12 protein-coding genes are annotated in these 13770 nt (G+C 45.9%); 7 read left to right on the top strand and 5 right to left on the bottom strand.

Annotation, left to right across the window (positions count from 1 at the left end; genetic code table 11):
- Positions 1-145: transposase family protein (locus L5M18_RS00995; RefSeq protein ID WP_263195732.1), on the bottom strand; the 145-nt coding region annotated here is incomplete at its 3' end.
- 329 nt (positions 146-474) lie between these two features.
- Here L5M18_RS00995 and L5M18_RS00990 point away from each other — a divergent pair.
- On the top strand, positions 475-2844 hold the full coding sequence (locus tag L5M18_RS00990) for an OmcA/MtrC family decaheme c-type cytochrome (protein ID WP_263195725.1): 2370 nt from the start codon (positions 475-477) through the stop codon (positions 2842-2844).
- Between the two features lie 157 nt (positions 2845-3001).
- On the opposite strand, the gene L5M18_RS00985 is transcribed toward L5M18_RS00990, so the two are convergent.
- Positions 3002-4780 carry a flotillin family protein gene (locus L5M18_RS00985; protein ID WP_263195724.1) on the bottom strand — a complete coding sequence of 593 codons (1779 nt, stop codon included), beginning with the start codon at positions 4778-4780 and terminating at the stop codon, positions 3002-3004.
- A gap of 36 nt (positions 4781-4816) precedes the next feature.
- Positions 4817-5452, bottom strand: coding sequence for a YqiJ family protein (locus L5M18_RS00980; protein ID WP_131523602.1), 636 nt, complete (start codon positions 5450-5452; stop codon positions 4817-4819).
- 438 nt (positions 5453-5890) lie between these two features.
- Here L5M18_RS00980 and L5M18_RS00975 point away from each other — a divergent pair, with 438 nt between their 5' ends.
- The 5 genes from L5M18_RS00975 (at position 5891) to L5M18_RS00955 (ending at position 9543) form a co-directional block, all read left to right on the top strand.
- Positions 5891-7396, top strand: coding sequence for a carboxypeptidase M32 (locus L5M18_RS00975; RefSeq protein WP_263195723.1), 1506 nt, complete (start codon positions 5891-5893; stop codon positions 7394-7396).
- 444 nt (positions 7397-7840) lie between these two features.
- On the top strand, positions 7841-8338 hold the full coding sequence (locus L5M18_RS00970) for a GNAT family N-acetyltransferase (protein WP_113939489.1): 498 nt from the start codon (positions 7841-7843) through the stop codon (positions 8336-8338).
- Positions 8335-8685, top strand: a complete 351-nt coding sequence (locus L5M18_RS00965) for a DMT family protein (RefSeq protein ID WP_006082592.1) — start codon at positions 8335-8337, stop codon at positions 8683-8685. The genes L5M18_RS00970 and L5M18_RS00965 overlap by 4 nt, the downstream gene beginning before the upstream one ends.
- Before the next feature lie 31 nt (positions 8686-8716).
- Positions 8717-8974, top strand: a complete 258-nt coding sequence (locus L5M18_RS00960; protein WP_113939371.1) for a DUF2960 domain-containing protein — start codon at positions 8717-8719, stop codon at positions 8972-8974.
- 59 nt (positions 8975-9033) lie between these two features.
- Complete coding sequence (locus L5M18_RS00955) at positions 9034-9543, top strand: RDD family protein (RefSeq protein ID WP_263195722.1); 510 nt, start codon at positions 9034-9036, stop codon at positions 9541-9543.
- Positions 9544-9663: 120 nt separating this feature from the next.
- On the opposite strand, the gene lptG is transcribed toward L5M18_RS00955, so the two are convergent.
- Both lptG and lptF read right to left on the bottom strand, forming a co-directional pair.
- A complete protein-coding gene (gene lptG, locus L5M18_RS00950) occupies positions 9664-10722 on the bottom strand; it encodes an LPS export ABC transporter permease LptG (RefSeq protein WP_105251819.1) in 1059 nt (352 codons plus the stop codon).
- Positions 10719-11831 carry an LPS export ABC transporter permease LptF gene (gene lptF / locus L5M18_RS00945; RefSeq protein ID WP_113939369.1) on the bottom strand — a complete coding sequence of 371 codons (1113 nt, stop codon included), beginning with the start codon at positions 11829-11831 and terminating at the stop codon, positions 10719-10721. Before lptF ends, lptG begins: the two co-directional genes overlap by 4 nt.
- Before the next feature lie 243 nt (positions 11832-12074).
- Here lptF and pepA point away from each other — a divergent pair, with 243 nt between their 5' ends.
- Entirely contained in the window at positions 12075-13583 is a 1509-nt protein-coding gene (gene pepA / locus L5M18_RS00940; protein WP_006082597.1) for a leucyl aminopeptidase, read from the top strand.
- Positions 13584-13770: the final 187 nt, after the last annotated feature.

Genomic DNA, 13770 nt, shown 5'->3' with positions numbered 1-13770 from the left:
CTTCAATATCTTCCCAGCCCTCACAGCCTGCGATAACTGCACACAGCGTTAAAAACACCACGTCAAACAAGGGATAAACGACCTTAGATGCTTGCCTTGGGTCTTCTAATTCTGAAAAGTGCTCTGCAAAAATATCGATGTTCATAAACTGGCTCCGCGTAAAAGCCAGTATCTGATCACAACGGAAGATCGCGGTCAATCAGTTATGTTAAAGTGCGCGTTAAATGTTCGTGATCTTGCCCTGATTATTAGATCAAGTTACACGACATGCATCAGAGTAACGTTTTCAAGAATTAACAATTCAACATCTAGCAAATTTAAATAATGCCTCACTTCAAATTACCTTAATATAATTAACAAATAACTTTTAAATTTGGTTAATTAAGTGCAACTCGACTCATAACTAAGCTAATATCTATACCGCATACATTCCGATTAGAGTCCCGACAGAATCTAATTAAAAAGGAATGGAAAATGATGAAAACGAATACCCGTTCTCAATGGAAAATCTTTACGCCAATGGCAGTCGCAGTCTGTCTGATGACAGCCTGTTCCGATGGTGACGATGGGAAAGAAGGTCCACCAGGGATTGTGAGTATCAGCATTGAACAAGCGGATACACTCAAAGCGACAATAGAAAATGTGGTTATCGATGCGCAAACCCATGTACAGGTCGATTTCTTCCTCAGCAATGCCAATGGTATTGCGGTCACAGGGCTAGAAAACCTGAAGGAGCTAGATACCTTAGGTGTCGGTATTGCCAAATTAGCACCGCCGCAGGAGCACTATCAAATCACCCAAGCCGCGGCGAATGCTATGGCAACAACTGGCACAGAAGTCACTAACTCCGCAGCAAGCGCGACAGATGCTGCGTTGCAATGGACCAGTTACATCAATAATCAAGTAGAACCTGCCGCAAATGCCCAAGCAAATGCACAGACTCAGTGGCAAGCAGGCATTGAAAGCAACTGTAAAACGGCTTGTCTAACCTCCTTAGGCGCGGGCCAATACCGTTACACTTTGAGTAAACCACTCACGGGTTACTCACAATTTACGGGGATAGATACCCAGTACTCGCCTGAGCTCACCCACAGGATTTACCTAGAGTTAAAACCGTTAGCAAACAGCCCAATCGACACTCAGTTAATCAACAGCGTGTACGATTTTGTGCCCGCCACAGGACAGACCGTCGCGGCGGATATGGGCCGTAAAGTGATCGCGCCGGAACAAGCCTGTTTTCGATGCCATAACCCAGACTTAGCCAATACCGATACTCGCCTTTTGATGCACGGCAATAAACGTTTTGCCTTTGAGGGCTGCGTTGTCTGTCACACGACTTACTCTGGCGATCCTGAAACGGGTAATAGCCTTGATATGGCGACATTGACACACCAGATCCACCAAGCCAAATATCAAATTGTAGGTTACAAGGGGCAGCTATATGACTACGCCAATGTGACCTTTCCCGGTGATATGACCCAATGTCAGCAATGCCATATTCCCGGCGCAACGGCGCAAAGTGGCAATAGTAATATCCCCAGTAAAACCGCGTGTCTTGACTGTCACAAAGCGCAAATCCCCGCAGATTGGAATGGTACTGTAGCGGGTTTATTCCACAACAGGGAAATTTTTGCCAACCCATGGGCACTGGGCTGTAGCGGCTGCCACCCTGATAGCACTAATCCTGAAGGTGTCGGGCTTTTCCACAATGCCGCTGTGAAAACAGCCACTAAGCTGGTGAGCGATTACCAAGTTAAGTTACTGAGTTCGCAGCTAAGCGTTGAAGCTAAGACCCTTGCAGTGACATTGCAAGTGCAGCAAATGGAGCAACTGCCCGCCAGTCAACCTATGATAAAATCCTTCTGGTTGATTGCCACAGGTGAAACAAATAGCGCGAACATGCCAATCAATAACGGCCAGCGTAAAGTGTGGGATTTATTAGCAAACACGAGCGACGTCGCCTTAAAAATTACCGCACCCAATCAGCTAACCGTCACTATATCTAACCTGTCGGCTGCCGATTTTGGCGATCTGAGTCAGTCAAAACTCTACAGTAAACTAGTGCTCTGTGCCGATGAAAATACCGGCTTTGCCGTTAACTGTAATATCGCAAATCAAGAGGTGAGTCTCAGTGCCATTAATTCGCTAAGCCTTGAAGGTCAAGCTGTTACGGCAAAAGCTAAGGTCGATGAACAGGCCTGTCGCCAATGTCATGATCAAGGATTAGAAGATAGAGTTTTGTCGGCGCATCAAATGAAAGGAATTTTTGAACCCAATAGCAGCTGTGGCACCTGTCATGCACCGCAAACAGCAACCGCACTGACCGATGGGCAATGTCAAAGTTGCCACAGTAATGATGCAATTATTTATCTCAATGCCAATGTGATGCATACTCCTGGGGCCAGCCAAATCAAGCCCTATCGCACCATCAACAATACTTTGAGCTACAGGGAAATGGTGCATTCACTGCATGCGGGAACCCGCACTGTAGTGGGTTTTGACAACCCACGTCCCGAACTCACTTACCCTAATGCAAAAAATAACTGTAGTGTTTGTCATAGCACAGGACAGCTCAGTCTCGAGGGGCTAAATGCACAGCAATCCCTGTTAGTTGCGACACCCGATGCAGCCAACATAGGGCAAATTGCCGAGTACTCACCAACCTTAGCAACCTGCACGGCATGTCACACGCTTATCGATAGTTTAGTCGTCCATGCACGTAGCTTTGGCGGGGTTTACCAAAGCGATGCCAGCGGTGGTCGAATTTACCAATCAGGACAGGAGTCATGCGCAACCTGTCATGCCGAAGGTCGCTCATCGGGGGTCGATAAGGTACACAAATAAGCCGTTAGATTTGATTTAATGCCAAAAAAAACCGCTCACCATAATGGTGAGCGGTTTTATTTCATTCGTCCTATTGATCAATCTTTTGTCCGCACAAGGCTCAAAAGAGCAACGGCGAGTGCTTTACTTGATTTGACTTAGTTTAATGTCGTTGAGATTAAGGCTTGAGCACACTTTGGCTCTCTACTACCTGCGTTTGGCTATAGTCCTTAGGTCTAGAGTTCGACAAGGTCACACCACTTAAGGCTTCGGCGGTTAAGGTGTTATTACCGTTCAATAAATCATTCAAGGTTCCAGAGTCGCCATTCACTAACCCTAACTCCCTGAGCATGGCATCGATAACAGGCGCATTGGCGCGATAGTTTAACGCTGCACTGGTCACTTGCTCTGCGATGCCACCTTGATGGTGAGCACCTTCGCCACCCACAGCAAATTGATGACCTGCACCATAACCTTGAAGAATCTTAATACCTTCGATGTTTTCTAACGGCTTAACGGCTTGGGCCACAATTTCAGGCAAGGCCTTCAAAATGGCGAGGGATTTTTGCAGGGCGATCTGCTCATCACTCAAGACGTTTTCTGCTTCATAAAGTGCTTGTTTACCTGCAGCTTCAACGGCATAGACTTTTTCATCCGCTTCAGCCTGCAGTTTTTTCGCATCGGCACTGGCGCGCGCTTCAATCAGAATCGCACTCGATCTGTCTTCAGCGGCACGTTTCTCAGCTTCGGCCTGCACTGTTACGCCGACTGCATCACGCTCAGCTTCCTTACGGGCATCAATCACTTCAATCTCTTTGCGACGATTAGCTTCTGCCACTTGGCGCGCTGTGATTACCGCTTCTTCTTTTTCAACTTTCAGTTTTTCGGCTTCAGCTGCACGGGCACGAGCTGCTGATTCTTCTTCAGATTTGGCCGCAACCGCAATGCGTTTTTCCTGCTCAGAAACTTCGATATCCCTTTGCTGTTGAATGCGCGATTGCTCAATCGACTTATACTTTTCAATCTCACGGGTTTCGATATCTTTGGTCTTTTCGATTTCAGCGGTTTCAATGGCGCGCTCTTTAGCAATCTCGGCTTCGCGTTCTTCACGGGCCTTGTTTTCTTTCTGCTTAATAATCTCCGCTTTTTGATCGGCGCGTTTAAATTCGAGTGACTGTTGCTGGATCAAGCGCGCTTCTTCTTCCGACTTTTCAATCTCTAGGGATTCCTTTTCAGCTTCAAGGTTACGCTGCTCGATCTTAATGCGGTTTTCCTGCTGAATATCGTTGGTTTCTTTGCGTTTCTCTTCAATAATCTTCGCCAGACGCGCACGACCTTCGGCGTCAAATGCGTTGTTTTCATTAAAAAACTGCAAATCAGTTTGATCGAAACCCGTTAATGAAACCGATTCGAGTTCGAGACCGTTTTTCTCGAGATCGTTGGCGACGTTATTTTGCACCCGTTGCACAAAATCGGCACGCTGCTCATGCATTTCTGTCATGGTCATTTCGGCGGCCACGGCACGCAGCACGTCAACAAACTTAGACTCCATCAGCTTTTTAAGCTCTTCAACGCGGTTTGTACGCGTGCCTAAGGTTTGCGCTGCCATTGAAATACCATCGGAATGTGGGGCGACACGCAAGTAGAAATCGGCCTTCACATCGACACGCATTCTGTCCTTAGTGATCAGCGCATCTTTCTGGGTTTTCTCCACTTCGATACGCAAAGTGTTCATGTTTACCGAGATGGTTTCATGTAATACAGGCAACACAATAGCGCCGCCATCTTTAATGATTTTCTCACCACCAAAGCCGGTACGCACAAAGGCCATTTCTTTGGTTGCACGTTTATATAACTTAGCGAAAATTAACCCGATCACAATGAGGCCGAGTAGCACCATACCCGCAACGAGCAAAATAAAACTACCGGATGAACCTACGTTTGTTAACACATCCATTTGATTTCCTTTCAATTGATTTATAGCTTGGGAAGATTAATTATCAAAACGCGTAGCAGACCAGACTCGGCCTTCTCGCTTAAGCAGCACGACTTGAGTGCCTGAGGCAAACTCGATATCCGAAGTTTCGGGCTCGACTAAAACGTAATGTTTTTGTTGATGTTTATCGCGAACGACAGCTTCAGAGGGCATGCCTTTAATTGCGCAACCTAAGGTGATAGTGCCGACATAACCGCTAAGATCATCTAGCGAGATCGCACTCGATTCATTTTTAGGTAAATGATCAGCAAGTACTCGGCCAAAATAACGGCAAGAAAATGCACTAGCGACAATAGCAATGGGTAAAGTGAACAGTTGCGGCAGTAAAAAACCGGCAACACTAACACTGATAAAATTGACGATATAACCCGCAATCGCAAAACTGGTCAGCGCAAGCACAAACCAAATAAGTAATGGGAGTCTATTTAGACACAGCCAACCAGCAATGCCCGTGAGTCCACCCGCGCCCACATCAGCATCATATTCCACATCAGCAGGCACCCATTGGTCTAACGCACTTAACATGCTTAAACCTATGAATAATGCGAAGACTTCAAACACACCAAGGGCCAGTACACAAGCAAAAGCTATGGTGTAAGGTAAATTAGGCTGTTCAACTAAAAACGCCCACATAGTCATCTCCTTGAACAATACAGCATTCCATTTATTTCACTGTAATTATCGACTTAACCACAACAGAATAGCAAGGCAAGCACAATTTCCAAACTAAAAATTGTCCCTAAAACAGATTTGACTATTACTCTGCTGCACCCAAATAGCATGGCCATCTTCGCTGCTAGTACCCTATCGAAAACTACTTTAACACTTCAACGCCCCTTTTAGCTTAGCGCGCTAGCGCTGCAAATAGCCGCAATCGACATACATAGCGTGGATGCCATTTATTCAGGAGCAATAAATGGCATTGCCTCAAGTGCGTTACTATAGCGTTAAGGTCAGTCCACAGGATCCTGCATCTTCAGGTTGTTTGAGTATACTGTTGACGTCATTGTATTATCATCCTGTTATTGTTATTTATTCGCGCAGGATTTGATGCGCCAGAAGGGAAATTCCATGGACTCACCCAAGAGCAAAGTACCAACACCAAGTTACGATAAACTGACAGCACATTTTCAAAAAATTTCTCACTTTGAACATTTCAGCGCTCTTGGTGACTGGGATCAAGCAGCCATGATGCCTATGGGCGGTAATAGCGATCGCGGCGATGCAATGGCTGAACTGGCGCGACATATCCACACACTCAAAACCTCAACCGTCTTAGCCGAACACTTACACAGCGCGACGGACGAATCTCTCACAACGGAACAACAAGCTAACCTGCGGGAAATGCAGTACCAATATCAACAGGCAAATTTAGTGCCCGGCGATCTCGTGCAAGCCAAAACTAAAATGGCCTATCAATGTGAGAATGCGTGGCGTGAACAACGTAAAAATAATGACTGGCAAGGCTTTAAACCAAACCTCAAAGCGGTAATTGCACTTGCTAAGGAAGAAGCGCAGATCCGCGGCGAAGCCCAGAATATTTCCCCCTATGATGCCCTGCTCAATAAATTTGAACCGGGAATGACCTCGGCAAAGCTGGAGCAAACCTTTGGCGGACTGAAAAATTGGCTACCGACACTCATCCAAGAAGTGCTGGCTAAACAGGCAAACGAGCCTAAGTTAACGCTAAATGGTCCCTTCGATGTTAGCGCGCAGCAAGCCCTAGGCCGAGACGTAATGGATTTTCTGGGGTTTGACTTTAATCACGGCAGGCTGGATATCAGCAGCCATCCATTTTGTGGCGGCGTGCCAAGCGATGTGCGGATAACGACTCGCTACAATGAGGCTGATTTCAGTAGTGCAATCATGGGCATAGTTCATGAAACAGGCCATGCCAGATACGAGCAAGGTTTACCTCAAGCGTGGCGCGGACAACCTGCAGGACTGGCGCGTTCTATGGGTATCCACGAGAACCAGAGTCTATTCTGCGAAATGCAACTAGGGGCAAATCCGGCATTTTTACGCCAATTGCAGCCTAAAATTGCGCAACATCTTCATTGTCATTTTAGCGCCCAAGAATTAGCACAGCATTACACCCGCGTAGCGCCCGGACTTATCCGTGTAGATGCTGATGAAGTCACCTATCCTTGCCACATTTTACTGCGCTTTGAGGCAGAAAAAGCCTTTATCGACGGCAGCTTAACCGTAGATGATTTACCTGATTTTTGGTCGACGCAGATGCAACAACTGCTGGGGATTAATACCGATGGCAACTACCAAGACGGTTGCATGCAGGATATCTATTGGGCCGTTGGTGAACTAGGGTATTTTCCCAGCTATACCTTAGGCGCCATGTATGCCGCCCAATGCCGTTTTGCGATGGAAAAAGCCTTAGGACCAATTGAAACCCTGATCGATGCAGGCAAGTTGAACTCGGTATTCCAATGGCTGAGTGAACACATTTGGTCTAAGGGATCTTTGCTCACAACCGATGAACTGATCCGCCAAGCAACGGGCGAAACCCTAAATGGTCAATATCTTGAGCGTCACCTGCGCCAACGATATCTGGGCATTTAACCGCTGCTAATGCTTATACCCAAGCTACCTGAAGAGTCGAGTTTCAGAGCGCCTTGGGTGCATCAATTCAAGGCGCATCAATGACAGAATGTCGGCCACCTTTTGAATTGATGCAACACGGAAGTGAAGTGCCCTAGGCGCTCCGTCCCGGCGGGTTTTAACGCACTTTATGCTGCGTTGGTTACTTTTAACTTAGCCCGCTAGGTCAGCAAATAACCGCCTTGCCTAAAGTGCGTTAAATACCCCGCTGAATCCTGTATCTTCAGGTTGTTTGGGTATACAAGCGCTGAAAGCTCAGTTTATACGGGTTTTAAAGCGCTTTATATTGCCGCTGGAGCCTGCATTTTAACGCTGCTTGAGGTTATAATGCCGAGCTTATTTGAATCAGGACTCTTTCCACGGAGTTCCTTCAACAGAACTCTTGAAACAGGATAAATGTCGGCCATGTTACTGCGTGCAATCACCCCAGAGGATTGGGATGCCATTTTAGCGATCCAAGACGAGTGTTACTCACAATTGGATCCTGAGCCATTGCACGTACTGCAAAGTAAATGGCAGGTATCACCTCAGTCCTGTTTTGTGTTCGAAGTGGATAAATCGGTTGTCGGTTATTGCTTGGCTCACCCATGGACCGCCAATATGCCGCCCGCGCTATATCAGCCCATCACCCATTTACCCAAGGCTGATACCTTATACCTACACGATATTGCAATTTCAGCCAAAGCCCAAGGTTTAGGCGCCGGTGCTAAAGCGCTGACCCGCCTAACACTACTGGCTGATCGCTATAATCTCAATTCCTTATCACTCGTAGCCGTACAAGGTGCCGACAGCTATTGGCTTAAAATGGGTTTTAAACCTAAGGCAATCGATAAATGTCTTGGCAGCTATACTGACGATGCTATGTATATGATTTATAAATTTAATCATAGAGATGAAAAATGAATCCAACCCTAACCACTATCGGTTTGCTTTGCTTAAGTAATATTTTTATGACCTTTGCTTGGTACGGGCATTTGAAAACGCTAGGCTCAAAACCTTGGATTATTGCGGCCTTAGTGAGCTGGGGTATCGCCCTATTTGAATACTTGCTGCAAGTGCCTGCTAACCGTATCGGCTACACAGTAATGAATGTCGGCCAGTTAAAAATTTTACAAGAAGTCATCACCTTAAGTTTGTTTGTCCCCTTTGCCTATTTCTATATGAAAGAACCATTGAAGCTCGATTATCTGTGGGCAGGACTGTGCATCTTAGGTGCTGTGTATTTTATTTTTAGAAGTGAATTTAATTAATTTCAGACTTATTTCAGGAGAGCTCCCCCCCATGGCCCGTCAAGTCACTTATACCTTCAAAGGTAAGACTAAAACTATCGCCTTTAGCTACGACAAACACCATGATTTATATGAAGCTGTGGCCGAAGCCGAAGGCATAGATCTGACCAAATTTTTGGCTATGGAACAACAAGTCGCCATGACATCTCGTAAAGGTGCTAAGGCTGAAAAAGAATTCAGGAAAGTAGAGTTTGTCCGCTTTGGTTTTAGCAATATCCACTTTGTCAGAGATGAAGAACCTGAAGCCTAGGCTAGTGTATTAATTGTTTTTTGTATTAGCTTTAAGCACTTCAATAACAGGACACTGTAATGCTCAATACCGAACATGCTAATTTCCCCCGCGCAGGATTCTTCCGCCGTCTAGGCGCTGCAATTTACGATTCGATGTTAGCCGTGGCCGTCTATATGGTTGCTGGCGCAATCGGCTTTGGGATTTTCTACGGCCTCACCGCTTCAGGACTGGCTCGCATGAATGGCTTTGAGCATGTCTCAGATGCACTCAATGGCACGCCAGTTTATCAGGGAATTTATCAACTCTGGCTTGCCTTGTGTGTCGGCACTTTCTACGCATTATTCTGGAGTAAGGGCGGTCAAACCTTAGGGATGCGCGCTTGGCGGCTTAAAATTCAACATCCTAATGGCCAAAACTTAAGTCTGATCACTGCCTACGCTCGCATCATTTGGTCACTGCTCGGTATTGGCAATTTATGGATTTTAATCAATGATGATAAGCGCGCACTGCAGGATATGATGACTCGCTCAGAAGTGGTCGTGCTGTCTAAAGAAGCCAATCAAATGCGTAACTGGCATGGGGCATAAGTTTATTCTTAAGTAAATCCGAAATACAAAAAACGACGCAAAAGCGTCGTTTTTTATGGGCTATTTTTATGGACTATTCTTAATTGACGGAATCCGGAGTAAGGAGTAATAAGCTGCGTATCATCGCCGGATAAAGTAGAAGGCAACGCCAGTAAACAACAAGCTTGGCGCAACAGCCCCCACATAAGCAGGTAGCTCATACACTATACTCATGGGGCCAAAAATCTCATTACTGATATAAAAGCTAAAACCTGCTACGACCCCAAGTAATACGCGCGCACCCATAGTCACAGTCCGCAGCGGACCAAATACAAACGACAGTGCCACTAACATCATCACTGCGACCGTCACGGGTTGCATCACCTTGCGCCATAAAGCAAGCTCATAACGGCTGGGATCTTGACTGTTAGTTTTAAGGTAATCAAGATAACCGACCAGACCACGTATAGATAACGCCTCGGGTTTAATCGAAACCACACTGAGCTTATCTGGCGTTAAACTCGACTGCCATTGGTCTTCTTCAAGATACTCAAGCACGACTTTTTCATAGCTTAAATCAGTACGTTTAACGTCAAATAAACGCCAGCGATCTTGGGAAAATACCGCTCGGTCTGCGTGAACTACGTTGGTGAGCTTAAGTTCGCTATTGAATTTATAAAGCGTGATATTGCTGAGTTTATTGATGTTTTCAACTTCACCAATATTAACGAACAAATCACCATCCTTTGCCCAAATTCCACGGTGGGACTTAATTAAACTCCCACCAGAGAGTTTAACAGCTTGTAACTCATTCGCTTTTTGCTCAGCAATCGGTGCGCCCCACTCCCCTAAAACCATCACCAATAACATCAAAGGCACAGCAGTTTTCATCGCCGACATAGTGATCTGTAAACGTGACATGCCAGAAGCTTGCATCACCACAAGTTCGGAATTTGATGCCAACATTCCCATACCAATCAAAGCGCCTAGCAAGACGGCCATAGGGAAAAACATTTCAATATCCCGTGGCACTAAAAATAAAACATAGATGCCAGCATCCATCATGCTGTAGGTGCCACGGCCAACTAAACGCAGCTGATCAACCCATTTGATGATGCCCGACAAACCAGTCAACACCAGCAAACAAAGCGCTGAAGTGCTTAACAATATTCTGGCGATATAAAGGTCTAATATCTTCATGCTGCCACCTTCTTATTGGCAAACAAGGACGATATACGACTGAAAATAGGCCTATCTTTACCGAGCAAGAATAACCCCATCAAGAGCGCAGAAACATGGATCCACCACATACCTAAATACAATGGAATAATCCCATCTTGCAATGCCTTACGTCCCGCGACCATTAGCCCAAAATAGCCAAGGTACAAAAGTACTGCTGGGAACATCTTAGCAAACTTACCTTGGCGCACATTCACCCGCGCCAACGGCACAGCAATCAGGGTCATAATTGGAATCGCGAGCGGGATAGCAAGACGCCAGTGGAATTCAGCCGCAGCTTCAGCACCTTCAATTTTAACGAGTTCATCAACGGGCAGTGCAGATAACTTTCGGCGACGCTCATCAACTTGCTGCTCTTTAATTTGCATTTTATAACCACCAAATTCGATCATTTGGTAGTCCTTCGCCTTCGGGCTGCCTTGATAACGCACACCGTCATTCAAGTTCAATTGTTGAGCACCTGAACTATCTTCCTGTACTCGTCCACCTTTAGCCACCACGACATTGGTCACGCCAGTTTCATCATCAGGATCAGGTAACTGGGCTACAAACACTTTATCTAACTCGTTATCTTTACCAATACGCTCAACAAATAATACCGCGCGACCATTGGGACTCGCCTGAAAACGCCCTTGGATTAAGGCGGCAAGACCTGCTTCGGACTGGGCTTTTTCGAGCACTTGGTTTTGCTGTTCTTCTGCCCAAGGAGCAACATAAAGGGATAAATAGCCAGTAAACAGCATATTGATCACGGCGAGGATCAGCGTTACGCGGGTGACATACCACTCACTGACCCCAACACCGTGGAGAATGACCATTTCATTTTCGGAATACATACGGCCGTGGGCCAGTAAAATCCCCAAGAACAAACTTAACGGCAGCACTAAGATCACCAGATAAGGCAAGTTAAGCCCAATCAGAGTCATGATTAAAGAGGCGGGAAAATCGCCGTCGGAGGCATCGGCCAGTATACGCACGAAATGCTGGCTAATAAAAATAGTTAACAGCACTAAAAGTACCGCAATTTGTGCCTTTAAAACTTCTCGAATAAGGTATTTAAATACAATCACAGGCAGGATCCGGTCTCTAAACTTATCTTTTTGCTGGTAACAGACTAACTTTCATGTAAACTGTTTACTTTTGATAGTTTTCTGACCAGCTTCAGGGGTTCTAGGTAAACTTAACGTCACGAAATGCGTGACTCAAGCGCCGAGAATAAATCACCTTTGGAGTAATAACTTAGGCCCTTTTCGGGACAAGCAGACATTATCCAATAAATATAAAAATTTGTCTTTAAGAATCTAGGAGTGCTCATGGAGTTTAGCGTAAAGAGCGGTAGCCCCGAAAAACAACGCTCAGCCTGTATCGTGGTCGGTGTTTATGAACCCCGTCGTCTGTCGGGTATCGCGGAGCAATTAGATAAAATTAGCGAAGGTTATATCAGTAACCTACTGCGTCGCGGCGATCTGGAAGGTAAACCTGGCCAGATGTTATTGCTGCACCATGTTCCTAACGTATTGAGTGAACGTGTATTATTAGTGGGTTGTGGCAAAGAACGAGAATTAGACGAACGCCAATACAAACAAATCATCACTAAAACAATCAACACCCTTAACGAAACGGGTTCAATGGAAGCGGTTTGCTTCTTAACTGAACTGCACGTGAAAGGACGCGATACGTATTGGAAAGTACGTCAAGCGGTTGAAACCACTAATAGCAGTCTTTATAGCTTTGATGCCTTGAAGACCCGCAAAGGTGAAACTCGCCGTCCATTGCGTAAATTAGTGTTCAATGTCCCGACTCGCCGTGAATTAACCTTAGGTGAGCGCGCCATCGAGCATGGTATGGCAGTATCTGCTGGCATGCATTTATGTCGCGATGTAGCCAACATGCCACCGAACATCTGTAATCCAGCCTATTTAGCTTCACAAGCTCGCCAAATGGCTGAAATACACGACACTCTGCATGTCACCACTATTGGTGAAGAGCAAATGGCCAAACTGGGCATGAACTCATACCTTGCAGTCGGTCGCGCCAGTGCCAATGAATCCATCATGACTGTGATGGAATACAAGGGCGCTGTCGATAGCACAGAAAAACCAATCGTATTAGTCGGTAAAGGGTTAACCTTCGACTCGGGTGGTATTTCATTGAAGCCTGGCGAAGCCATGGACGAAATGAAGTACGACATGGGTGGCGCAGCGGGTGTTATCGGCACAATGAAAGCCATCTGTGATATGAAGTTACCTATCAACGTTGTGGGTATTCTGGCTGGCTGTGAAAACATGCCATCGGGTAATGCTTACCGTCCAGGTGACATTCTGACCACTATGTCAGGTCAAACCGTTGAAGTGTTAAATACCGATGCGGAAGGCCGTCTAGTCCTATGTGACGTATTAACCTATGTTGAGCGTTTCGATCCTGAATTGGTTATCGATACTGCAACCCTGACTGGCGCGTGTGTGATTGCCCTTGGTAAACACGCATCGGGTCTGTTCTCATCGCATAACCCTCTGGCACACGAGCTATTAAGTGCCGGTGAGCAAAGTGGTGACCGCGCATGGCGCATGCCATTGTGGGATGAGTATCAAGATATGCTCGACAGCCCGTTTGCTGACATGACCAACTTAGGTGGCCGTCCTGCAGGAGCTATCACAGCAGCATGTTTCCTTTCGCGCTTTGCTAAAAAGTACAACTGGGCTCACTTAGACGTTGCAGGCACAGCTTGGAATAGCGGTGCTAACAAAGGTTCTACGGGTCGTCCAGTGCCACTATTGACTCAGTTCCTGATCAATCGTGCTGGCGTTGAACTCGGCGAATAACCGACTATCCGGCCTTAATGTGTTAAAGGCTCGATAAATGAAAGGCGAAGATTTTTATCTTCGCCTTTTTTATTTTCTTAATTTAATCAGAAAATCGATTTCCTGAATAAATTAAGAAAATAAAAAAACTGAACAACTAATGGTTTTAGAATCATTTTTCAAAGAGTTATAGTTCTACCCTCTTCAT

Source organism: Shewanella sp. SM20 (assembly GCF_025654545.1).
GTDB classification, from domain to species: domain Bacteria; phylum Pseudomonadota; class Gammaproteobacteria; order Enterobacterales; family Shewanellaceae; genus Shewanella; species Shewanella oncorhynchi.
Note: the sequence above shows the minus strand (reverse complement) of the source record. Positions and strands in the feature narration are given on the sequence as shown.